Source organism: Allorhizobium sp. Av2 (genome assembly GCF_021462805.2).
Classification (GTDB): Bacteria; Pseudomonadota; Alphaproteobacteria; order Rhizobiales; family Rhizobiaceae; genus Allorhizobium; species Allorhizobium vitis_G.
In genome coordinates this window covers 127436-149039 of sequence record NZ_CP192696.1, presented here as the reverse complement: position 1 = coordinate 149039, position 21604 = coordinate 127436, and the positions used below count along the sequence as shown (strand labels likewise).

Sequence of the window (21604 nt, the reverse complement as noted above, 5' to 3'; positions counted from 1 at the left end):
ATAGGGTGAAAAGTCGTTACTGCATCATCGGCGCTACCGTTTCAGGCGGCGCGTCAGTCCGGGCGAGACGGTGAATCTTGATATGACGCCGATCAAAAGATCGACCGTCAGCGCAAGCGCACCGACAAGAACGGCGCCTGCCGCCATCTGGTAATAATCGTTCTGGGCCCGGCCATCGATAATAAGTCGTCCCAAGCCGCCAAGGGAGACATAAGCGGCAATCGTTGCGGTTGAGATGATCTGAAGCGTTGCACTGCGCAGGCCGGAAAAAATCAGCGGCAGCGCGCAAGGCAGCTCGACATCAAACAGGATATCAAGCGGGCGCTTACCCATGCCGCGCGCCGCATCGACCGCCGCCGGGTCCACCGCCGCGATACCGGCATAGCTGCCGGTCATGATCGGCGGTACAGCCAGAAGCACCAGCACGATGAGGCTCGGCACGATAAACGCCATATCGGACGAGAAGACGGGGCCGAACAGGATCACCAGGAGCACAATAAGGCCAAGGCTCGGAAGGGATCGCAACGCATTGGCGAGACCGGCGATGAACACCACGCCGCGCCCGGTATGTCCCACATAAAGCCCGACGGGCAAGCCAATCAGGCAGGCCAGTAGAAGTGCGGCGCCACTATAGGCCAGATGCTGGATAACCAGCGCGATGACGCCACCGTCTCCGGTCCAATGGGCCGGATCTGAAAACCAATCGATCATCGCAGCCCCCTCCCCGGCTGCCATGGTGTCAAGCGATGCGCGATGAACAGCACAAGCCCATCCAGAAGCGCCGCCAGAACCACGCAGAGCACGATGCCCGCAATGATCGGGGTCAAGAATTGCAGCTGGAGGCCTTGCGTAAAGAGAAGGCCCAGCTGTGGCGTGCCGACCAGAGCGGCGACGGAAACGATGCTGACATTCGACACCACGGCAACCCGCAATCCGGCCGCGATGACCGGAACGGCGATCGGCAATTCCACCGTCAGAAGGCGTGCTGCGCGGCGGTAGCCCATGGCATTGGCTGCCTGAAGGACATCAGGAGAAATCGAATCCAGGCCGTCGCTGACCGTGCGCACCAGAAGCGCCAAGGCATACACCGTCAACGCAACGACGACATTCAGAGGATCGAGGATCCGCGTGCCAAGCACGAGCGGCAGCAGAACGAACAGCGCCAGCGACGGAATTGTATAGAGAAGCCCGGCGGCACCCAGCAGAGTGGATCGAAACACACCGGCACGCTGTGCGATCCAGCCGAGCGGCAATGCGAGAACAAGACCGATCAAAACCGGGATGACCGACAGGGAGAGATGCCAGATGAAAAGCGCGGCGATCCGCCCGGATTCATGATAGAGCCAATCGAACCTCATGGCTGCATTCCAAACTGGCCGGCACGCGCCCCCTCAATGGCCGCAACCACATTCGACAGCGTGACCGTACCGACGAGTTCGCCCGATGCACCCACGACAACGCCGCGGCCCGAAGGCGAACTGAGCGCGGCATCGAGCAAATGGCGAAGACTGCTGCCTTCGGGTGCCAGCGTCCCGCTGAGATTGAGATCACCCTCGCGCAACGGTTGTTTAAGCCCCTGCGCATCGGCCCAGCCGATGGGTCGGTTCGCGGCATCGGTCACAAGAACCCAACGGTCCGTGGCAGCATGGCGAAGAGCTTCCGGCGTCGCACCAAGTGTGGCCGTCGGTTCCACCCCAAGCGGGACCGTGCTGTCGAATTCGGCGAAACTCAGGAAGCGGTAGCCCCGGTCCCGACCAATGAAGTCTGCCACGAAGGCATCCGCCGGTCGCGCCAGTAGTTCCTGTGGTGTGGCGATCTGCGCCAGCGTCCCCCCAGAGCGCAGCACCGCCACTTGATCCCCGAGCTTCAGGGCCTCGTCGATGTCATGGGTGACCATGATGATCGTTTTGCCGATGTCACGCTGAAGGCGGAGAAACTCATCCTGCAACTGGCCGCGCACGACCGGATCGACGGCGCTGAACGGTTCGTCCATCAGCATGAACTTGGGATCGGAAGCCAGCGCCCGAGCCACGCCGACACGCTGTTGCTGTCCGCCCGAAAGCTGCCATGGATAGCGATCGGCAAAAGCGCTGGTCAAGCCAACGCGCTCCAACAGCTCATGGGCAGTCCGGAGCGCCTGCTGTTTCGGCGCACCGTTCAGACGCGCCGTGGTCGCGATGTTCTGTACAACGGTGCGATGGGGGAAGAGGCCGGCATGCTGGATGACATAACCAATTCGGCGCCGCAACAAAGGAACATCCATCCGACCGGTTTGTTCGCCATCCAGCAGAATAGATCCGGACGACGGCGTAATCAGCCTGTTGATCATCCGCAAAGACGTTGTCTTGCCGCAGCCGGAAGGACCGACCAAAATGGTCAGCTTACCGCTGGGTGCCACCAGCGAAAGACTGTTAACGGCAGGTGTTGTGTCGCCGTAATGCTTGCTGACTTGGTCGAATGTTATCATGCAATCCCCTGCGGTCAGTGGCTGCGCATTCACATCTGACGTAAGCGGTCAGTGACGAAGTTGTCTATACAATCATGGGGAAATCAGTTTCGCAAGATGGCCAAAATATATTATTAGGACACGGTGAAAAGGTGGCGGTTATTGACGTAAATCGATGACCTGGGTTCGCATAGCATACACCCGGCAACTATTCTCCTAGCTTAGTGTCCAACTGTAGAGTTGCTTGCGCTTTAACGCATTCAGTCTGCAAAATAATTCCTTAAACTGATGATCGATTGACTCCGCGCTTTCCCGGCATGTGTTCGGACCGAATTTAAAGACTATTCTGCTCTCGAGAATAGATCATCAGCGACGAGATCCTTGCTTCTCGCCCATCCGTCGAGAACCATGTTCATGGCAAACCAAGGGAGGCGTGCATGTCGCGAACAGAACGGGCAGACCAGCATGCTTGGAGCTATGACGCGGATGCCCAAGGTTAGCGCGGACATCCAAGGGAACGCTGCCTCTTGAAATTTCCTCAATCAATTGAAATCGAGTGACATTTACGCAGACATACATTCTGGTAGACCTTGGCGATCTATCGTTTCAGACTGCAAATTCAAGGAAGTTTAAATGGTGCCGCTTGCAGGACTCGAACCTGCGACCCCATCATTACGAATGATGTGCTCTACCACCTGAGCTAAAGCGGCACGCGAGGCCGAAGACCGGCCTGCGATGTGTGCGGGTGGATACAGGCAAACATCGCAGATTTCAAGATGCCTTTTGGTATCCGTTACACTTTTCCGCAGATCCTGTCCCGGGCGGCGCGATATTCCGTGTCCAGTCGTTCAACCAGCGCGGCAACGGGCTCCACGGACTTGATGGCACCGATGCCTTGGCCGCAGCCCCAGATGTCCTTCCACGCTTTGGCGCCAGTGACGGCGCTGCCGAAATCCATCTTGCTGGGATCGGCTTCCGGCAATTTGTCCGGGTCCAGACCTGCGGCAACGATGGAGGAGCGCAGGTAATTGCCGTGAATGCCGGTAAAATAGTTAGAGTAGACGATATCGGTGGCACTGGCCTCAACGAGAGCCTGCTTGTAGGCATCCGGCGCCCGCGCCTCTTGCGTGGCAATGAAGGGCGAACCGATATAGGCCATGTCGGCACCTGCCGCTTGAGCAGCAAGAATGGCGCCGCCGGTCGAGATCGAGCCAGCAAGCAGCAGCGGCCCATCGAACCATTCGCGGATTTCCTGAAGGAGTGCGAAGGGCGACAGCGTTCCCGCATGGCCGCCGGCACCGGCGGCAACCGCGATCAGGCCGTCGGCGCCCTTGCGGATCGCCGAATGGGCATGGCGATTGTTGATCACGTCATGCAGCACGATACCGCCATAGGAGTGGATAGCGGCATTCACCTCCGGCACGGCGCCCAGCGAAGAGATGACGATCGGCACCTTGTATTTGACGCACATGCCCAGGTCGTGCTCCAGCCGTTTGTTGGAGCCATGGACGATCTGGTTGACGGCAAACGGCGCAGCGGGACGCTCGGGATTTGCGCGGTCATGGGCGGCAAGCTCCTGCGTAATCTCATCCAGCCATTCGTCCAGTTGCGCTTCAGGCCGGGCGTTCAACGCAGGGAAGGCGCCAACCACACCCGCCTTGCACTGCGCCAGCGTCAGGCGCGGATGCGAAATGATGAACAAAGGCGATGCAATCACCGGAAGTCTGAGGTGACGAGACAGGATATCTGGAAGAGCCATTTGGGCCTCGAATAATTGACGTTCGCGTAAACGTCAAAAGGTTAGCAGACCTGTCGCCGGTTGAAAAGAGCAGGCAACGCTGCCCGCTGCGCTGAGAAGACGGCGATGTGTATCCGGCTGAAAGGGTGGACCGAACTGGAACCAGAACCGTCGCGAGCGGCTCGCTGGGCTTTATAATGATGTTTTTCCACTATCGATCTGTCGGGGGATGGGCTGCGGGCTTGCGGTTTGCCTAGTCTCCGATTACCGATTCAAGGGAAGAAGAATGCCCGATACATTTCGTCGCGGGCCATGAATGTGGAAAGGTCTCGCGTGAGCGGATTGGAAACGGCCATCAGAAGCGCCCTCGACCGGTCGGAGCGATCGCGGGCTGAAGTTCGGGCCAGAATTTACCAGTCTGCGCGCCAGGCTCTGGAAGCGGGTCTCAAGAAGCAGAATGTCAACGATCCGGAGACCGTGGCCGAGCAGCGGCACCGTCTGGAAGCAACCATTCATGCGATCGAGCAGCAGGAGCGGGCACGGCTGAAAGCCGAAGCCGCAGTTGAGCCTGTGTCACGCGCTCCGGCTTCGCCACCTCTCTCGACATCAACTCCGCCAAGAGGTCCCGCGCCATCGGTCTCAGCCGATGCGAACGCTCCGGGCGATGATTCAGCCTCGCTGTCCTTCGGCGTCGACCGGGATCACGGGCGGCCTGCCGAACCAAGCCTTGATCTCGATGATGTACGAGCCGAACGGCATGACCGGGCGGATCCGGCGGGCATGTCGAGTTTTGCTTCGTTTTCGGCACGGCCAGAGGTCGCAGAGCAAGGCAACGCGGAAGACGAGTATGACGAAGAGCCTGTCCGTGGCATGCGGGCGGAGCCCGTTGCAAAGCCACGCCGCCGCCGGGGCGTGCTGTCGCGCCTGCTGATTTCCGTCACCCTCCTGTCTTCCATCGGCATTGCGGCCTGGTGGGTCTATTCCACCGGCCTGTTGCTGTCTCCTGACCAGCGGCAAACGGGCGCGCCATCCCCGACGCCGACTGTGTCGTCGGAAGACTTCAACGGCGACCAGCCCACCGATCAATCCGGCGGCGAAGCGGCAAACGAGCCAAAGACCATCGATCCGCAACGTGGATTTTCCAATGATTGGATAGAGGCCTTCCAGCCCGGCGATGCCTCGAAAATCAAGGCGCGGCCAAACGCCACGGTGGATTTGATTGGCGCCAGTGATGGCCAGGCTGTCCATATCGTTTCACGCAGCACCGACATGGATGGGACGGCCGCAATCGAGATTTCACCGGATCTGTTGCGGCAAATGGCTGGAGGAACTTCGACCATCGCCCTGACGGTGCAGTCCTTTGGTGAAAAGCCGGTTCAGTTTTCGCTGAGCTGTGCATTCGATCGTCTGGGCGACTGCGCCCGTCACCGCTTCACAGCCAATCCCGAAAAAGCCGACCTGCTGTTTCGGGTGAACCTGCCAAATGGCATCGCTCCCAATGCGCCTGGGCAGCTTCTGATCAATGCCGATATCAGCGGCCAGGGCAACGGCATCAATCTTTATGCTGTGCGTGTTCTTCCCGGCAAGTGATCGCTGCGACAGTATCGTTTCCTCAACTGGAACCTGAAAAGATACTGTCGCAGGTCAAATCTGCTGAGTGTCTGCTTTAAAACACCCTTCGGACACCGTCCGTCGTCAGAGCATATCCGGCGCCTCTGCGACGATCTTTTTGTCGATCTCGCCGATCGCCTTTATGTCGCGGCCCTCATAGTCAAGGGAAAGCAGCATATGCCTTATGACGTTGAGATGAGCGCGACGCTTGTCATTGGCCTTGGCCACAACCCAGGGGGCATGCTTGGTATGGGTTTCCTTCAGCATCCGGTCGCGTTTTTCGGTATAGTCGCCCCATTTATCCAAGGCGGCAATGTCCATGGGCGATAGTTTCCAGACCTTCAACGGATCGTGACGGCGGTCGTGAAAGCGTTTGATCTGCATTTCCTGGCCGATATCGAGCCAGAATTTGAAGAAATAAATCCCCTCCTGCCGGATCAGCTTTTCAAACCGTGGCGCCTGCTCCAGAAAATGCTCGTATTGGTCGGGCGTGCAAAAGCCCATGACCGGCTCGACCACAGCACGATTATACCAGGATCTATCGAACAGCGACATGTCGCCACCACCAGGGAAATGGGTGATATAGCGTTGAAAATACCATTGACCGAGTTCGGTTTCTGACGGCTTGGTCAAAGCGACGTTATGGACAGAGCGGGGATTCATATATTCAAGAATGGAGTGGATGGTGCCGCCCTTGCCAGCCGCATCCCGCCCCTCGAACAGGGCCATCACGCGTTTACGGGTCGATTGCAGCCAGAATTGCACCTTGACCAGTTCGATCTGGAGTTTCTTCAACTCCTCCTCATAGACCTCTCGTTTCAACTTCTTGTCATAGGGATGACCGCCAGAGCTCAGCGCCTCCTTTTCAACCCAATCCGGTAGAACCGGATCGTCGATATCAAAGGCGCGCAATTCACCCCTGATCCGCAAAGTTACGCCGCGACTGCCTGCCTGCTGCTCGTCATCCATTCCATTCTCCCTGTCGCCGCACTGTCTGATTTGAGTATATTGACCATGAAACTGTCAAATTCTTCAACAACCTGTTCGAAACGTGGGAGTGCGACGCTTCGTTCCCGCCCGTGCGTTGACATTCGTTCGTGCGTAGGCGGTAAAATCCTGTCATGCAACAGGAATAGGCTATCTCTCCAGCCCACCCAAACCGCCGCCGGAGGTTTTCATTGAAGCAGTTATTTCCATCCTGGCGGCGCTTTGGCGAGCGATTGCGCGACCGTTGGGATTTTATCCTAATGACAATCCTCGTCTCCGGCTCAGCCGTGCTGGCCGGTGCCGATAGCGAGTTCGGCGTCGTCTTGCTGCTGTTTTCGCTGATCGTCATCCTGCTCTATAAAGGCACCGAGGACAAAGATCCGCCAGTGCATTTGCCCGTGGCGCCCTCGCCCGTCTTGCCGCATGGCGAGGAAGTCGAGGGACTTGTGCAGGCGACAATCGCGGCCATCGACCTGCCCTGCGTGGTTTTCGGCTCGGATGGAGGCGTCGTCTTCCAGAACGGCGCCGCCGAAAAGGCCTTTGGCAAACTGGAAACCGGCATGCATATTTCCGCCCGCTGGCGGTCGCCCGGCATTCTCGACATGGTGCGCGAGACCGTTGGCAATGGCTTGCCCAACCAGATCGAACATTCCGAGGTACTGCCCTCCGAGCGGGTCTTCGCGGTGCGGGTCGCGCCCCTGTCCCTGCCGCAGCTGAAGAGGGATTCAGCTCTTTTCGTCATGACGTTTCGCGATATTTCGGAACTGCGCCGCATCGACAGAATGCGTTCGGATTTCGTCGCCAATGCCAGCCACGAACTGCGCACGCCGCTTGCCTCCTTGCGCGGTTTCATCGAGACCCTGCTGGGCCCAGCCCGCAACGACCTGAAGGCGCAGGAGCGTTTTCTGGGCATCATGCTGGATCAGGCCAACCGGATGAGCCGATTGGTGGACGATCTTCTGTCCCTCTCCCGGCTGGAGTTGAAAGCCCATCTGGCACCCGACCAGAAAGTGGCGCTCCAGCCTGTTCTGGCCCATGTGCGTGACAGCTTGACCCCACTCGCCGCCGAGTTGGATGTGGACCTGCGCCTGCATATGCCGCAAGAGAGCGTCGAGGTCACCGGCGACCGCGACGAACTGATCCAGGTGTTCGAAAACCTGATCGAAAATGCCTGCAAATATGGCCAGGAAGGCAAGCAGGTGGATGTCTTTCTCCGCCAGAAGGCGAGCGGCGTGGAAGTCAGCGTGGTGGACAAGGGGCCAGGCGTGCCCGCCGAAGATGTACCGCGCCTGACGGAACGCTTTTACCGTGTCAGTGTTGCCGATAGCCGCTCAAAAAAAGGGACCGGATTGGGGCTTGCCATCGTCAAGCATATCCTGACCCGCCACCGGGCACGGCTGATCATCCGATCGGAACTGGGCCAGGGGACCGATTTTACCGTCCGATTTTGACAGATATAATGCCTCTTCCCGGCCACCATAATATTTATCTATATATATCAATCGGTTGAACTGTCACAAATGTTTCACCTAACTGACATAAAAGCAAAGCCTGACGGGGCTTAAGAACAAGCCGCCGGAGCACGGCGATTGTAAGCGACAGACGCTTGCATCCCACACGAAAGCTCATTCTCGGGAGAGATAAATGAATATGCTGAAACTGTCCGTAGCGGCTCTGGTCGCCTCAGTCGCCTTTGCTGGCGCCGCCGCTGCGCGTGATCAGGTCCAGATCGCTGGTTCCTCCACCGTTCTTCCTTATGCCAAGATCGTTGCTGAAACCTTTGGTGAGACCTTTACCAAGTTCAAGACCCCGGTCGTTGAATCCGGCGGCACTGGCGCTGGGCTGAAGGAATTCTGCAAGGGCGTTGGTCCAGAAACCATCGATATCGCCAATGCATCGCGTCCGATCAACAAGTCTGAAGCCGAAGCCTGCAAGGCAGCTGGCGTGACCGACATCCAGGAAGTCAAGTTCGGCTATGACGGCATCGTTTTCGCCGTCGATAGCTCCAACAAGGACCTCGCCCTGGTGCCGACCGACCTTTACAAGGGTCTGGCTGCTGAAGTCGTGGTTGATGGCAAGCTTGTTCCCAACCCCTACAAGAAGTGGTCGGAAGTCAACAAGAGCCTGCCCGACACCGACATCATGGCGTTCATTCCGGGCGAAAAGCACGGCACGCGCGAAGTGTTCGAAGTCAACGTCCTCCAGCAGGGCTGCAAGGACGCCGGCGCTCTTGATGTGATCAAGGCTGCCATCGGCGAAAAGGATGCCCCTAAGAAGTGCATCGCCGTGCGTAAGGATGGCAAGGCTGTCGATATCGATGGCGATTACAGCGAAACGCTGGCCCGCATCGCCGCCAACAAGACCGCCATTGGCGTGTTTGGCCTGTCCTTCTACGAAAACAATGCCGACAAGCTGAAGGTCGCCACCGTTTCCGGCGTCAAGCCTTCGGTTGAAACCGTTGCCACCGGCAAATACCCGGTTTCGCGTCCGCTGTTCTTCTACGTCAAGAAGGCGCATCTCGGCGTTATCCCTGGCATGAAGGAATATGTCGACTTCTTCCTGTCCGAGCAGATGATCGGCCCTGACGGCCCGCTGGCCAATTACGGCCTGGTTCCGGCTCCCGACAAGGAGCGCGAAGAGTTCCGCGCCAAGTTCACCGCTGGCAAATAAAACATTGAAACTGGCGCGGACAGTGTCCGCGCCAGTCTCATCATGATGTTGCGGTTGATATTTATTGATGACGTAACATGCGGCCCAGCCCTTGGCGGCAGGGCGTGGAGAGGCCGGGGATGGTAGAATGAGTACGTCAATCCTAATTTTTATCGTCATTGCTATCGGGATCATCGGCTACCTGCTGGGCTCGTCACGGGCGCAGTCGCTTGCGCAAGGCCGTGCGTCTGCCCTGCATTCCCGCTATGGCTATCATGGCAGTTTCGTTTCTATTCTGGCAGTTGTACCCGCCTTACTGGTGCTGGGTCTCTGGATGGCGATTGCGCCATCGCTGATCGAAACGCGTGTACGCGATGCGATGCCCGATGCGGTCAAAGCACAGGCCGGAGCTACCCAGAACCTCAATTACGGCACCATCGGTGCGATCGCTCGCGGCCTGAAGAGCCTTGACGACGACCAATTGGCCAAGTTGAAAAGCGCAGATGCCACGACTGCCCGCACAATGCTGGCCGAACAAGGCGTACCGCTGGCCGGCGAGCCTGAGCCCTACATGATCGTGGCGGCGGAGGCCTTGAACGGCATGCGCGCCATCAACGATCTGGCGCTGACCATCGTGGTAATCGCCACCTCGCTCGCAGGCGCCCTGTTCGGGCTTCGGTTGATCGCGCCACGCTTTCGCGCCCGCAACCGGGTGGAGCAAGCCATTCAGGCGGCCTTGGTCATCTGCTCTTCCATCGCCATCTTGACGACAGTCGGCATCATCATGTCGATGCTGACGGAAGCCACCCACTTCTTCCGGGAGGTTCCGGCCTGGCGGTTCTTCTTCGGGACGGTCTGGGATCCCCGGTTTGCTGCCGCTGGCGCCACAGATACCGGCGGCCAGTTCGGATTGATACCGCTTCTGCTCGGCACGCTCTATATCGGCATTGTCGCCATGCTGTTTGCCGTACCCGTCGGTCTGTTTGCTGCCATCTACATGGCCGAATATGCCTCGCCACGGTTGCGCGCCATCACCAAGCCGCTGCTGGAAGTGCTGGCGGGCATTCCGACCATCGTCTACGGCTTCTTCGCGCTGACCTCGGTCGGTCCGTTCCTGCGTGATATCTCCGCCAAGATCAATGGCATCGCCACCGGCGATTTCGCCAGCTTCATTCAGGCACAAAGCGTTCTGACGGCAGGCTTCGTCATGGGGATCATGTTGATCCCTTACGTCTCCTCCCTGTCAGACGACATCATCACCGCCGTGCCGCGCTCGCTTCGCGACGGTTCACTCGGTCTGGGTGCCACACGGTCGGAAACAGTCAAGCGGGTGATCCTGCCAGCCGCTCTTCCCGGCATTGTCGGCGCCTTGCTGATGACGGCCTCGCGCGCCATCGGCGAAACCATGATCGTGGTGCTGGCCGCAGGCGTTGCAGCACGTATCCAGCTTAATCCTTTCGAGCCGATGACAACGGTCACCGTCAAGATCGTCAACCAGTTGACCGGCGACCTTGAATTCACCTCGCCGCAAACGCTGGTGGCCTTCGCCCTGGGTATCACCCTGTTTGCCATCACGCTTTGCCTTAATATCTATGCGCTTTACATCGTGCGCAAATACCGGGAGCAGTACGAATGAGCGAGACCCTCTCCCCCGCTGCGGCAGGCCACGGCGCTGGCGCCCTTGCCCCTGTATCACGCCCTCGTCGGGACATCGGCATCAAGCGCCGCTATGCCGCCGAGCGCCGTTTCCGGGCCTATGGCATTGTCGCCATCAGCTTCGGTTTGCTGTTCTTGCTGCTGCTGCTCACTTCCGTGGTTTCCAAAGGCTACACGGCCTTCTTGCAGACAACGATCACCGTGCCGGTTGAGTTCAGCGAAAAGCTGATCGATCCGAGCAACCAGCGCGCTACCAACCCCGATGTTTTGGTTGCGGCCAATTATCCGGTTCTGGTGCGCAATGCGTTGGCAGCAAAACTTAAGATCGATACATCCAATCGTCCGGCAATGAAGCAATTGACCGAGATGGTCTCCGACAATGTCCGCGTCCAATTGCGCAACATGGTTGTTGCCGATCCATCGATCATCGGCAAGACGGTTCCGGTCTCGGTCCTGGCCAGTGCCACGGTCGACACGGCCTTCAAAGGACAATTCGACCTGACGGTCGATGAAAGCAGCCGAAAGATTTCCGACCAGCAGATCGGCTGGATGAATGCGCTGGCTGAAAGCGGCGCGTTGGCCAAGTCCTTCAATACCGGTATTTTCGTCAACGGCGCATCCAGCCGCCCGGAAGCCGCAGGCGTTGGCGTGGCCTTGATCGGTACTGCCTATATGATGCTGACCGTGTTGATCCTGGCTCTGCCGATCGGCGTGGCAACCTCGATCTATCTTGAGGAATTTGCCCCGAAGAACCGTTGGACCGACCTGATCGAGGTCAATATCAACAATCTCGCAGCCGTTCCCTCTATCGTCTTCGGCCTACTGGGCCTGGCGGTGTTCATCAACTTTGCCGGTCTGCCGCGCTCGGCCTCGCTGGTCGGCGGACTGGTGCTCACCCTGATGACCCTGCCGACGATCATCATCGCCACCCGCGCAGCATTGAAAGCCGTGCCTCCGTCGATCCGCGCTGCGGCACTGGGTCTGGGTGCGTCCAAGATGCAGACGGTCTTCCACCATGTGTTGCCGCTGGCCATGCCTGGCGTGTTGACCGGCACGATTATCGGCCTTGCCCATGCGCTGGGCGAGACCGCGCCACTGCTTCTGATCGGCATGGTGGCTTTCGTGGCGGATTATCCGGGCACGCCGCTCGATCCGTCGACGGCACTGCCGGTACAGATCTATATGTGGGCCAATGAAGCTGAACGCGCTTTCGTAGAGCGGACGTCCGGTGCCATTATCATTCTGCTGATCTTCCTGCTGATCATGAATGTCGGTGCCATCCTGCTGCGCAGGCGGTTTGAGCGGCGGTGGTAGAAACCAGCCGGAGCATGGTCCTGGGCGATGACGTCCAGGAAAGTTCATCGGGCCTACGTCAAGCGATTGCGAAAAGACAGGCCGGAGGGTTAAGAACATGAACATGATGTCTGAAGCAGCAGTTGAAAAGGCCTTGGATCAGAAGATGACCGAAGTGAACACCAAGATGGTCGGCAAGGATGTGTCCGTTTACTACGGCGAAAAACGCGCCCTGTTCGACGTGAACCTGAATGTCCGCGAAAATACCGTCACGGCGCTGATCGGTCCTTCGGGTTGCGGCAAGTCTACTTTCTTGCGGACATTGAACCGCATGAACGACACCATCGATCATTGCCGGGTCACCGGCCTCATCACTCTCGATAATATGGATATCTACGATCCGTCCATCGACGTGGTGGAACTTCGCGCCCGCGTCGGCATGGTGTTCCAGAAGCCGAACCCTTTCCCCAAGTCGATCTACGAAAACATTGCCTACGGCCCGCGCATCCATGGTCTGGCCCGCAACAAGGCGGACATGGACCAGATCGTTGAAAAGAGCCTTCAGCGCGCCGGTCTTTGGAACGAAGCAAAGGATCGCCTTCAGGAGCCGGGAACGGGCCTGTCCGGCGGTCAGCAGCAACGTCTGTGCATTGCCCGCGCCATTGCCGTCAGCCCCGAAGTCATCCTGATGGACGAGCCCTGCTCGGCCCTGGACCCGATTGCAACGGCCAAGGTGGAAGAGCTGATCCACGAATTGCGGGCCAATTTCACCATCGTCATCGTCACGCATTCGATGCAGCAGGCCGCCCGCGTGTCCCAACGCACGGCGATGTTCCATCTCGGCCAGCTGGTCGAGGAAAACGATACCGACAAGATGTTCACCAACCCGGACGACCAGCGGACCCAGGACTATATCATGGGCCGGTTCGGCTGATCCGACGGTTGATTGAAAATGCATCTTTTTAAAGGATCAGAACATGACAGCGCATATCTACACCGCCTTTGACGAGGAACTGAAATATCTGATGCGCCGCATTTCGGAAATGGGTGGTCTGGCCGAGCAAATGGTGGGTGAATCCGTTCGCGCCCTGGTCAATTCCGATGCCGCCCTCGCCCAGAAGGTGATCTCCGACGACGTGATCATGGACAATGCCGAGCGTGAAGTGGGTGACAAGGCAATTGTCACCATTGCAAAACGTCAGCCCATGGCCGCCGATCTGCGCGAAATCATCGGTGCGCTCAGGATCGCTTCGGATCTGGAGCGTGTCGGCGATCTCGGCAAAAACAATGCCAAGCGGGTGATGGCGGTGCAGGGCACTGGCGTGCCGCGCAAGCTGGCCCGTGGCATTGAGCATCTTTCGGAACTGGCGATGACCCAGCTCAAGGAAGTCTTGGATGTCTATACCACCCGCTCGGCGGAAAAGGCCAAGTCGATCCGCGACCGCGATGAGGAGATCGATGCGATCTACACCTCGCTGTTTCGCGAATTGCTGACCTATATGATGGAAGATCCGCGCAACATCACCACCTGCACGCACCTGCTGTTCTGCGCCAAGAATATCGAGCGTATCGGCGACCATGCCACCAATATCGCCGAGACCATCTATTACATGGCCACTGGCGCACAGCCCGAAGGCGAGCGCCCGAAGGACGATACGACGACCGCTTTCGGGGTCGCCGATTGAGATGACAGTGCGAGGATAGTGACTCATCCTCGCGTTGACTGACATGCTGATATCTCAAGGTGTCAAGATCTTGAGATATCAGAGAAAAGCATACCAGGAGCCATGGTCTATGGCTGCCGGTATGAAACCATGACGGAGATTGGCATCGGACAGCTCAGCGTCTGACGCCAAATGGGGTGGGGGCTTCACCCGAAGGTTCGACCTGTGGCGACAGGCCAGCCTTCCAGTCACAGTAGAGCGCCATCATAAAGCGCAAACATGCTGTAAACATCGAAATTCTCGTATTGCCATGTTCTTTTTCGCCAGAGCGGACAAGGAAGGGCTTGCGGGAAGACTCTCTCATTGAAGGTATGGGATCGAATGCTGCCGAAAATTGCCGTCGTTGAAGACGAAGAAGCCCTGAGCGTCCTTTTGCGTTATAATCTGGAATCTGAAGGCTATGAGGTCGAAACCATTCTGCGGGGAGACGAAGCCGAGCTTCGCCTGCAGGAACGGGTACCGGATCTGCTGATCCTCGATTGGATGTTGCCGGGTGTTTCCGGCATTGAGCTATGTCGCCGCCTGCGGATGCGGCCCGATACCGAGCGCCTGCCGATCATCATGCTGACGGCGCGCGGCGAAGAGAGCGAGCGGGTGCGTGGACTTGCCACCGGTGCCGACGACTATGTCGTCAAGCCTTTCTCGACGCCGGAACTGATGGCCCGTGTCAAGGCTATGCTGCGCCGCGCCAAGCCGGAAGTTCTGTCCAGCCTGCTGCGCTGCGGCGATATCGAGCTTGATCGCGAAACCCACCGTGTCCATCGCAAGAGCCGCGAAGTGCGCCTCGGCCCGACCGAATTCCGGCTGCTGGAATTCCTGATGACCTCACCCGGCCGGGTGTTTTCCCGCTCTCAACTGCTGGATGGCGTCTGGGGCCATGACATTTACGTGGACGAGCGCACGGTCGATGTCCATGTCGGACGGCTGCGCAAGGCGCTCAACTTTTCCAATATGCAGGACGTGATCCGCACGGTGCGCGGCGCCGGCTATTCGATGGAAGCATAAGATCGCTGCACGGTTTTTATGGACCGAAAACCCAGTGGAACGAAAAAAGCGAGCCGGGCGGCTCGCTTTTTTTATGACATGCGATCGGAGATCACGGGCAGAGATCAGCGGGCGTTAGCGGCAGCCCGGCGCCGCTCGTTTACCGGCTGGTAGGCGAGCTTCGCGTGATATTTGCAATAGGGCGAATTATCCTGGCTATCGCAGCCGCAGAAGTGAAACTCATCGGTCATCGGGTCGCCAACCGGCCATTTGCAGGTCCGCTCGGTGAGGTCTGTCAGCGACAGACGGCGCGAGGCTGGCAGGATGGTGGTGTTGAGAACCGGCAGGACAGCCATGTTCTCGGTGACATCCATGTCGAGATCGTCGTTCAGCGCGGTCGCCGCAGCAGTGCGCGCGGCTGGACGCGGCGCGCTCGAAGGCGTGCGTGCGGCAAAGTTCGGTGCGCGGGGCGTGGACGGTGCTGGCCGCTTGGGTGTGCGCGCTGGCGTGGCAGTAGGACCGCCTGCCTTGGCGCGGCCCGGAAGGCACAACCGATGCACCTTGCCAATCACGGCATTCCGGCTGACGCCGCCAAGCTGTGTCGCAATCTGACTTGCGCTCAGGCCTTCGGCCCATAATTTCGTGAGTCTTTCAACTCGCTCGTCCGTCCAGTTCATGCCGCAATCTCCGCCTGGTGCACGCGCTTGACGCGGAATCCATCATCCATGTCCCAGAAGGTTCCGGAACCCAACTTTCCTCGTGTTGTCGGTGACTGTTTCCGCCGCATGCAGTGTAGTAATTCGTCATTAACCTAGTGTGAGCCTGACTCCGTGACAAGAGTCGCCGAATCATCGTGAATCGAATTTCAGGCTTTTCCCCAACTTGCTATCCACCGATTTTTTATCGATGCGATCTCATCAAGAGGGTTTCCAAGAACATCTCGGTACGATCCGGTTGCAATACCTTTGCCCCTATGTTTTGTTGACAACGCTGGCGGAAGCCGGAATAGTGCAAATGCCGCCGAAAGGCGGCATTTTTGATTTTTCCACCGGTTTTTCGGTGGTTGGCATGCAACATCGTTCAGACTTCAAAAAGCCGCTCGAAAGGATTTTCCGTCATGGCTCAGACATCAACGCCGCTGTTCAACACGTTTTCACGTGCGCCGCTGCGTTTCGAGCGAGGCGAGGGCCCGTGGCTTTATACTGAAACAGGCGAGCAATATCTCGACTTTGCCGGCGGCGTCGCCGTGACGTCCTGCGGCCATTCGCATCCGCATCTCGTCGAGGCGTTGAAAAGCCAGGCGGAGAAAGTCTGGCATCTTTCGAACCTTTACGAAGTTCCCGGCCAGGAACGCCTGGCCGCAAGGCTGGTCGAGGCGACATTTGCCGACAAGGTATTCTTCACCAATTCCGGTGCTGAAGCGCTGGAATGCGCCATCAAGACGGCTCGCCGCTATCACTATAGCAAGGGCCATCCGGAAAAATTCCATATCATCACGTTCGAGGGTGCCTTTCATGGCCGCACCATCGCCACCATCGCGGCGGGCGGCCAGGAAAAATATCTTGAAGGCTTCGGCCCCAAGGCGCCCGGCTTTGACCAGGTGCCGTTCGGCGACCTCGACGCCTTGAAGGCGGCGATTACCGACAGCACGGCTGCATTGCTGATCGAACCGATCCAGGGCGAAGGCGGTATCCGCGTCGTCGGGACCGAGTTCCTGCGTGAATTGCGGGCAATCTGCGACGAAAAGGGCCTGCTGCTCATTCTCGACGAAGTGCAGTCGGGCGTTGGCCGGACGGGCAAGTTCTTTGCCCATGAATGGGCTGGCCTCACCCCCGATATCATGGCGGTGGCCAAGGGTATCGGCGGCGGCTTTCCGTTCGGTGCCTGCCTTGCCACAGACGAGGCTGCGTCCGGCATGACGGCTGGCGTGCACGGCACGACCTATGGCGGCAACCCGCTGGCCATGGCGGTCGGCAATGCCGTTCTCGATCTGGTTCTGGCCGATGACTTCCTGCAAAATGTCCGCGATGTAGCTCTGGTCTTCCGCCAGGGTCTGGCCGGTCTGAAAGACCGTTTTCCAGGCGTGATCGAAGACGTGCGCGGCGAAGGCCTGATGCTCGGCATCAAGGCTGCGGTGCCATCCTCCGAACTGCTGCATGCAATGCGCCACGAGCATATCCTGGGCGTTCCGGCTGGTGATAACGTCATCCGCCTGCTTCCGCCTCTGACGCTGACTGCCGAACAGGCCCGAGAAGGCCTCAAGCGCATCGAACAGGCCGCAGAGGCCTTGTCCGTGCAGGCCGCCCTCAAAATCGCTCAGGCATGAACGACAGGTAACACCATGGCATCCCCGAAACACTTCCTCGATCTCTCGGCCATGACGTCCGAGGACCTTCACTCTATTCTGTCCGACGCCCATCAGCGCAAGACCAGGACCCGGGCCGGAACAGCGGATAAGCCGCTGGCCGGCAAGATGCTGGCGATGATCTTCGAAAAGCCATCGACCCGCACCCGCGTCTCCTTCGATGTCGGCATGCGACAACTGGGCGGCGAGACGCTGTTTTTGTCCGGCACGGAAATGCAGCTTGGCCGCGCCGAGACGATTGGCGATACCGCCAAGGTTCTGTCGCGCTATGTCGACGCGATCATGATCCGCACCACCGATCACAACCGCCTGCTGGAACTGGCCGAGCACGCCACTGTTCCGGTGATCAATGCGTTGACCGACCTGACCCATCCCTGCCAGATCATGGCTGACATCATGACCATCGAGGAACATCGCGGCCCGATCCGGGGCAAGACGCTGGCCTGGACGGGTGATGGCAACAATGTCCTGCATTCGCTGGTGGAAGGGGCGGCCCGCTTCGGCTACCGGATGAACATGGCAGTGCCAATGGGCTCTGAGCCGGAAGACCAGATCCTCAACTGGGCGCGCAACAATGGCGGCGAGATTATGCTGTGCCATGATGCCGACCGGGCCGTGACCGGTGCCGATGCCGTGATCACCGATACCTGGGTATCGATGAACCTGGAGCACAAGGCACGCGGCCATAACGTATTCCAGCCCTTCCAGGTCAATCCCGCCCTGATGAAGCAGGCAAAGCCCGATGCATTGTTCATGCACTGCTTACCCGCTCATCGCGGGGAAGAAGTGACCGATGAAGTGATCGACGGGCCACAATCGGTCGTGTTCGACGAGGCGGAAAACCGGCTGCATGCCCAGAAGTCCATTCTCGCCTGGTGCTTTGGCGCGGTTTGACGGTTTCAGGCTGTTGAAAGCCTTAAATAGCGGGGTTGCAGGATGCGCTGCCCCGCGAGATTGCGAGAGCATGGCTGATGCGCAATTTTACCGCTTGATCTTGAAGCGGTAAGATACCATTTGTCCGTCTTGTTTCGAGGCATGGGCTTTTCCTCGGTTCGGACAGGTCGCTGTGAACCTACCTTGACCAAATAATCGTCATGCAGTCATTTTAGATTGCAGCGCCGTGCGGTAGATGCATGGCGTTGCCCTGCATTCATCCAGGGATGCATTCGTGCCAGGAGTTGTGCCATGACAGACAAATTGAGCGCGTTGGGCGAGTTCGGCTTTGCCGGCGATGACCGGGTCGTGCCCTTCCAGGTCGATGGTCTGGATGTGCGGGGCCGCGCGGTCCAGCTTGGGCCTTTGCTCAACACCATCCTGGATCGGCATGACTATCCACCGGCTGTTGCCCGCCTGCTGGCCGAGGCGATTGCGCTGACGGTGCTGATCGGTACCTCGCTGAAATTCGAAGGCAAGTTCATCGTGCAGACCAAGAGCGATGGCCCGGTCGATTTGCTGGTCTGTGATTTTGCCACGCCGGAAAATGTCCGTGCCTATGCCCGCTTTGACGAAGAGCGATTGGCGCAGGCACTGGCGGACGGCAAATCGACACCGACCGACCTGCTTGGCGCGGGCATCCTGGCCTTTACCATCGATCAGGGCAATTACATGCAGCCCTATCAGGGCATCGTGCCGCTGGATGGCTCCTCGCTGGAAGACATTGCCGGTTTCTATTTTCGCCAGTCGGAGCAGATCCCGACGCGGGTGCGTCTGGCCGTGGCCGAGCTGTTTGATCGAGATAGTTCCGGCAAGCCGCGCCATAGCTGGCGCGCTGGCGGGTTGATCGCGCAATTCCTGCCGGAGGCGCCGGAGCGTATGCATCAGGGCGACCTGCCGGGCGGTGATGGCGACGATAACAACTATGACGGTCCGGATGATGACAATTGGGCGGAAGCCCGGATGCTGGTGGAAACCATCGATGGCGACGAATTGACCGATCCGCAGATCGGCACCGAACGGCTACTGTTCCGGCTTTTCCATGAGCGTGGCGTCCGGGTTTATGAACCGCAAGCCGTTCATGATCGGTGCAGTTGTTCCCGCGACAAGATCAAGGGCGTGCTCAAGGGCTTTACCGCGGAAGAAATCGCCGCCAGCGAAGAAGAAGGCGAGATTTCCGTGACCTGCGAGTTCTGCTCGACCACCTATAAATACGAGGCCGATGAAGTGACGCCCGCATAATCTGCGGGTGCTCAACGGATCAGGATTGCCCTGAAATCATTGACATTGGTGCCAGTCGGGCCGGTCTCGAACAGGTCGCCCAGCGCTTCAAAGGCGCTGTAGCTGTCATGGGCATCGAGCAGGTGTGCGCCATCCAGCCCCAGTTGTTTCAACCTGATAATGCTGGTGCCATCGACAAAGGCACCAGCATTGTTTTCTGTGCCATCAATACCATCGGTGTCGGCGGCCAGTACCTCGATACCGTGACCAGCCTCGATATCGTGACCAGCAATGCCCAACGCCATGGCGAGCGCGAAAGCGCCGTTGCGCCCACCGCGCCCTGTGGGTTGCACCCCTTGGTTTTTCATGGTGACCGTAGTTTCGCCACCGGACAGCAATACCACGGGCTTGGGAAATGGCCGGTCCTTGGCCGCGATTTCACGGGCTAGCGCGGCATGAACGCCAGCCACATCGCGCGCTTCCCCCTCGATACTGTCGGACAGGATCGCAGCGCGCACGCCAGCCGCTTCTGCGGCAAGCACTGCTGCCTCCAGCGAGACGCTGGCTGACGCGATGACATGATGCCGGTTGCGGGCAAAAGCGGGATTGTCCGGCCGGGGCGCATCGGCGGCTTGAGAATTCAGGTGATCCAATGCCGTCTGCGGCAGGCGCAAACCATAGGCGCGAACAATCTCCAGCGCCTGATGACGGGTCGAGGCATCCGGCACGGTCGGGCCAGAGGCAACATGCGCCGCATTGTCGCCGGGAATATCGGAAACGATCAGACTGACGACGGGTGCTCTGGTCAAGGCCGCCAGTCTTCCACCCTTGATCGTTGACAGATGTTTGCGCACCACGTTCATCGCGCTGATCGGCGCACCGCAGGCCAGCAATTGCCTGTTAAGGTCGATCTCGTCTTCCAACGTCATACCTGTCGGAGGAGCGGGCAGCAGTGCCGAGCCGCCGCCGCAGATCAGGGCAATCACCAGATCATCAGGACCAAGCGGGGCAATGGCTTGTTTCAGCCGCTCAGCTGCGACGAGACCATTGGCATCAGGCACCGGATGGGCCGCTTCGAGCAGTTCAAGTTTGGCGAGCGGGCAGCCATAGCCGTATCGGGTAACGACGACGCCTTCCAGCGGGCCGTCCCATAGCGTTTCAAGGGCTGCGGCCATCTGGGCGGCACCTTTGCCCGCGCCGACTACTACGGTGCGGCCTTTCGGCCTTGCGGGCAAATGGGTTCGGATACCATTGAGCGGATCGGCCGCGGCAACGGCGGCAGCAAACAGTGAGGCCAGAAAGGAACGGGGGGCAAGCGTCAGCGGAGCCATCACCAAACTTATGCAGCCCTCGCCTTGGCAATCGCCTCCTTCAGGGCTTTTTCATCCAGCGCGCCGGGATAGAGCGTCGTGCCGATGACGAAGGATGGCGTACCGCGAAAATTCAGCGCTTGCGCCTGGAGCCAGTTGCGATCGAGCAAGCGCGAAATCTTATTGCTGTTCTTGTTTGCCGCAGCCTTGACCTCTGCCATATCGACACCAACGCTTTCAAGCGCCTGGAAAACGGAATCCTGCGTCAATCCACCCTTGAGATTGAGCAGGGCATCCTGCGCCGCCTGGTACTGGGCAGGGTTTGCAATGGCCAGCACGGCCTGAGCCGCAAAAACCGATGGCGGCCCGAAAACCGGCCAATCCTTCATCACCAGCCGCACATGACCGTCTTCCTTTACCACTTTGCTGACGACAGGATGATAGGTTTTGCAGTAGCCACATTGATAATCGAAGAATTCGGCAATGGTGACATCGCCTTTTGGATTGCCCAGCACGGGAATATCCTTGTCGAAGAAAATCTCCTGCGAGCCGGGCTGCTTGGCCCTCAGCAAACCGGGCGCGGCAAGGCAAGCGGCGGCTGCAACCAGTGTCCGGCGTTTGATCATCAGAGAATCCTCATTGTGAGCTTAGGCTATCATGGGTCTTGTCGGCCGATGTAAAAAAATC

At 58.8% G+C, this 21604-nt stretch carries 19 protein-coding genes and 1 tRNA gene; 11 read left to right on the top strand and 9 right to left on the bottom strand.

Annotation, left to right across the window (positions count from 1 at the left end; translation table 11 throughout):
• Nucleotides 1–33 precede the first annotated feature (33 nt).
• The 5 genes from FS819_RS00730 to FS819_RS00710 form a co-directional block, all read right to left on the bottom strand.
• Nucleotides 34–711, bottom strand: a complete 678-nt coding sequence (locus FS819_RS00730; RefSeq protein WP_156549325.1) for an ABC transporter permease — start codon at nucleotides 709–711, stop codon at nucleotides 34–36.
• Nucleotides 708–1358, bottom strand: coding sequence for an ABC transporter permease (locus tag FS819_RS00725; RefSeq protein ID WP_156549323.1), 651 nt, complete (start codon nucleotides 1356–1358; stop codon nucleotides 708–710). The genes FS819_RS00730 and FS819_RS00725 overlap by 4 nt, the downstream gene beginning before the upstream one ends.
• Nucleotides 1355–2467, bottom strand: a complete 1113-nt coding sequence (locus FS819_RS00720; RefSeq protein WP_156549321.1) for an ABC transporter ATP-binding protein — start codon at nucleotides 2465–2467, stop codon at nucleotides 1355–1357. The genes FS819_RS00725 and FS819_RS00720 overlap by 4 nt, the downstream gene beginning before the upstream one ends.
• 613 nt (nucleotides 2468–3080) lie before the next feature.
• A tRNA-Thr gene (locus FS819_RS00715) sits at nucleotides 3081–3156 on the bottom strand.
• An 83-nt stretch (nucleotides 3157–3239) separates the two neighbouring features.
• Complete coding sequence (locus tag FS819_RS00710; protein ID WP_156549319.1) at nucleotides 3240–4205, bottom strand: NAD(P)H-dependent flavin oxidoreductase; 966 nt, start codon at nucleotides 4203–4205, stop codon at nucleotides 3240–3242.
• 312 nt (nucleotides 4206–4517) lie between these two features.
• Between FS819_RS00710 and FS819_RS00705 the strand changes: the two genes are divergently transcribed.
• Nucleotides 4518–5774 (top strand): hypothetical protein, encoded by a 1257-nt coding sequence (locus tag FS819_RS00705; RefSeq protein ID WP_234624978.1) that lies wholly within the window; start codon nucleotides 4518–4520, stop codon nucleotides 5772–5774.
• A 105-nt stretch (nucleotides 5775–5879) separates the two neighbouring features.
• Here FS819_RS00705 and ppk2 read toward each other — a convergent pair whose 3' ends face one another.
• Nucleotides 5880–6764: a polyphosphate kinase 2 gene (gene ppk2, locus FS819_RS00700; RefSeq protein WP_156549315.1), complete on the bottom strand. Its 885-nt coding sequence runs from the start codon at nucleotides 6762–6764 to the stop codon at nucleotides 5880–5882.
• 278 nt (nucleotides 6765–7042) lie between these two features.
• Between ppk2 and phoR the strand changes: the two genes are divergently transcribed.
• The 7 genes from phoR to phoB all read left to right on the top strand — a co-directional run bounded on the left by phoR (nucleotide 7043) and on the right by phoB (nucleotide 15109).
• Nucleotides 7043–8233 (top strand): phosphate regulon sensor histidine kinase PhoR, encoded by a 1191-nt coding sequence (gene phoR, locus FS819_RS00695; protein ID WP_156549437.1) that lies wholly within the window; start codon nucleotides 7043–7045, stop codon nucleotides 8231–8233.
• A gap of 193 nt (nucleotides 8234–8426) precedes the next feature.
• Nucleotides 8427–9452 carry a substrate-binding domain-containing protein gene (locus tag FS819_RS00690; protein WP_156549313.1) on the top strand — a complete coding sequence of 342 codons (1026 nt, stop codon included), beginning with the start codon at nucleotides 8427–8429 and terminating at the stop codon, nucleotides 9450–9452.
• 127 nt (nucleotides 9453–9579) lie between these two features.
• Nucleotides 9580–11067 (top strand): phosphate ABC transporter permease subunit PstC, encoded by a 1488-nt coding sequence (pstC, locus tag FS819_RS00685; protein ID WP_156549311.1) that lies wholly within the window; start codon nucleotides 9580–9582, stop codon nucleotides 11065–11067.
• Nucleotides 11064–12401: a phosphate ABC transporter permease PstA gene (gene pstA, locus FS819_RS00680; protein ID WP_156549308.1), complete on the top strand. Its 1338-nt coding sequence runs from the start codon at nucleotides 11064–11066 to the stop codon at nucleotides 12399–12401. Before pstC ends, pstA begins: the two co-directional genes overlap by 4 nt.
• Nucleotides 12402–12498: 97 nt before the next feature.
• Nucleotides 12499–13314, top strand: a complete 816-nt coding sequence (gene pstB, locus FS819_RS00675; RefSeq protein WP_060719604.1) for a phosphate ABC transporter ATP-binding protein PstB — start codon at nucleotides 12499–12501, stop codon at nucleotides 13312–13314.
• A gap of 43 nt (nucleotides 13315–13357) precedes the next feature.
• Nucleotides 13358–14065: a phosphate signaling complex protein PhoU gene (phoU, locus tag FS819_RS00670; protein ID WP_015914769.1), complete on the top strand. Its 708-nt coding sequence runs from the start codon at nucleotides 13358–13360 to the stop codon at nucleotides 14063–14065.
• 360 nt (nucleotides 14066–14425) lie between these two features.
• Complete coding sequence (gene phoB, locus FS819_RS00665; RefSeq protein ID WP_015914768.1) at nucleotides 14426–15109, top strand: phosphate regulon transcriptional regulator PhoB; 684 nt, start codon at nucleotides 14426–14428, stop codon at nucleotides 15107–15109.
• Between the two features lie 104 nt (nucleotides 15110–15213).
• On the opposite strand, the gene FS819_RS00660 is transcribed toward phoB, so the two are convergent.
• Nucleotides 15214–15765, bottom strand: a complete 552-nt coding sequence (locus FS819_RS00660) for a GcrA family cell cycle regulator (RefSeq protein WP_070163678.1) — start codon at nucleotides 15763–15765, stop codon at nucleotides 15214–15216.
• A 440-nt stretch (nucleotides 15766–16205) separates the two neighbouring features.
• On the opposite strand from FS819_RS00660, the gene FS819_RS00655 reads away from it, so the two are divergent.
• The 3 genes from FS819_RS00655 (at nucleotide 16206) to FS819_RS00645 (ending at nucleotide 19628) form a co-directional block, all read left to right on the top strand.
• Nucleotides 16206–17414, top strand: a complete 1209-nt coding sequence (locus FS819_RS00655; protein WP_156549306.1) for an aspartate aminotransferase family protein — start codon at nucleotides 16206–16208, stop codon at nucleotides 17412–17414.
• A 15-nt stretch (nucleotides 17415–17429) separates the two neighbouring features.
• On the top strand, nucleotides 17430–18347 hold the full coding sequence (gene argF / locus FS819_RS00650) for an ornithine carbamoyltransferase (protein WP_070163680.1): 918 nt from the start codon (nucleotides 17430–17432) through the stop codon (nucleotides 18345–18347).
• A 291-nt stretch (nucleotides 18348–18638) separates the two neighbouring features.
• Entirely contained in the window at nucleotides 18639–19628 is a 990-nt protein-coding gene (locus FS819_RS00645) for an Hsp33 family molecular chaperone (RefSeq protein WP_070163681.1), read from the top strand.
• A gap of 11 nt (nucleotides 19629–19639) precedes the next feature.
• Here the strand turns inward: FS819_RS00645 and FS819_RS00640 are convergent, their stop codons facing one another.
• Nucleotides 19640–20938 carry a glycerate kinase type-2 family protein gene (locus FS819_RS00640; RefSeq protein WP_409050033.1) on the bottom strand — a complete coding sequence of 433 codons (1299 nt, stop codon included), beginning with the start codon at nucleotides 20936–20938 and terminating at the stop codon, nucleotides 19640–19642.
• 8 nt (nucleotides 20939–20946) lie between these two features.
• Nucleotides 20947–21543, bottom strand: a complete 597-nt coding sequence (locus FS819_RS00635) for a DsbA family protein (protein ID WP_156549304.1) — start codon at nucleotides 21541–21543, stop codon at nucleotides 20947–20949.
• Nucleotides 21544–21604 lie beyond the last annotated feature (61 nt).

Excerpts from the sequence above, each read along its gene's own strand:
- FS819_RS00730 (WP_156549325.1), bottom strand. The coding sequence starts at position 711 with ATGATCGATTGGTTTTCAGATCCGGCCCATTGGACCGGAGACGGTGGC.
- FS819_RS00725 (WP_156549323.1), bottom strand. The coding sequence starts at position 1,358 with ATGAGGTTCGATTGGCTCTATCATGAATCCGGGCGGATCGCCGCGCTT.
- FS819_RS00720 (WP_156549321.1), bottom strand. The coding sequence starts at position 2,467 with ATGATAACATTCGACCAAGTCAGCAAGCATTACGGCGACACAACACCT.
- FS819_RS00710 (WP_156549319.1), bottom strand. The coding sequence starts at position 4,205 with ATGGCTCTTCCAGATATCCTGTCTCGTCACCTCAGACTTCCGGTGATT.
- ppk2 (WP_156549315.1), bottom strand. The coding sequence starts at position 6,764 with ATGGATGACGAGCAGCAGGCAGGCAGTCGCGGCGTAACTTTGCGGATC.
- phoR (WP_156549437.1), top strand. The coding sequence starts at position 7,043 with ATGACAATCCTCGTCTCCGGCTCAGCCGTGCTGGCCGGTGCCGATAGC.
- FS819_RS00690 (WP_156549313.1), top strand. The coding sequence starts at position 8,427 with ATGAATATGCTGAAACTGTCCGTAGCGGCTCTGGTCGCCTCAGTCGCC.
- pstC (WP_156549311.1), top strand. The coding sequence starts at position 9,580 with ATGAGTACGTCAATCCTAATTTTTATCGTCATTGCTATCGGGATCATC.
- pstA (WP_156549308.1), top strand. The coding sequence starts at position 11,064 with ATGAGCGAGACCCTCTCCCCCGCTGCGGCAGGCCACGGCGCTGGCGCC.
- pstB (WP_060719604.1), top strand. The coding sequence starts at position 12,499 with ATGAACATGATGTCTGAAGCAGCAGTTGAAAAGGCCTTGGATCAGAAG.
- phoU (WP_015914769.1), top strand. The coding sequence starts at position 13,358 with ATGACAGCGCATATCTACACCGCCTTTGACGAGGAACTGAAATATCTG.
- phoB (WP_015914768.1), top strand. The coding sequence starts at position 14,426 with ATGCTGCCGAAAATTGCCGTCGTTGAAGACGAAGAAGCCCTGAGCGTC.
- FS819_RS00660 (WP_070163678.1), bottom strand. The coding sequence starts at position 15,765 with ATGAACTGGACGGACGAGCGAGTTGAAAGACTCACGAAATTATGGGCC.
- FS819_RS00655 (WP_156549306.1), top strand. The coding sequence starts at position 16,206 with ATGGCTCAGACATCAACGCCGCTGTTCAACACGTTTTCACGTGCGCCG.
- argF (WP_070163680.1), top strand. The coding sequence starts at position 17,430 with ATGGCATCCCCGAAACACTTCCTCGATCTCTCGGCCATGACGTCCGAG.
- FS819_RS00645 (WP_070163681.1), top strand. The coding sequence starts at position 18,639 with ATGACAGACAAATTGAGCGCGTTGGGCGAGTTCGGCTTTGCCGGCGAT.
- FS819_RS00640 (WP_409050033.1), bottom strand. The coding sequence starts at position 20,938 with ATGGCTCCGCTGACGCTTGCCCCCCGTTCCTTTCTGGCCTCACTGTTT.
- FS819_RS00635 (WP_156549304.1), bottom strand. The coding sequence starts at position 21,543 with ATGATCAAACGCCGGACACTGGTTGCAGCCGCCGCTTGCCTTGCCGCG.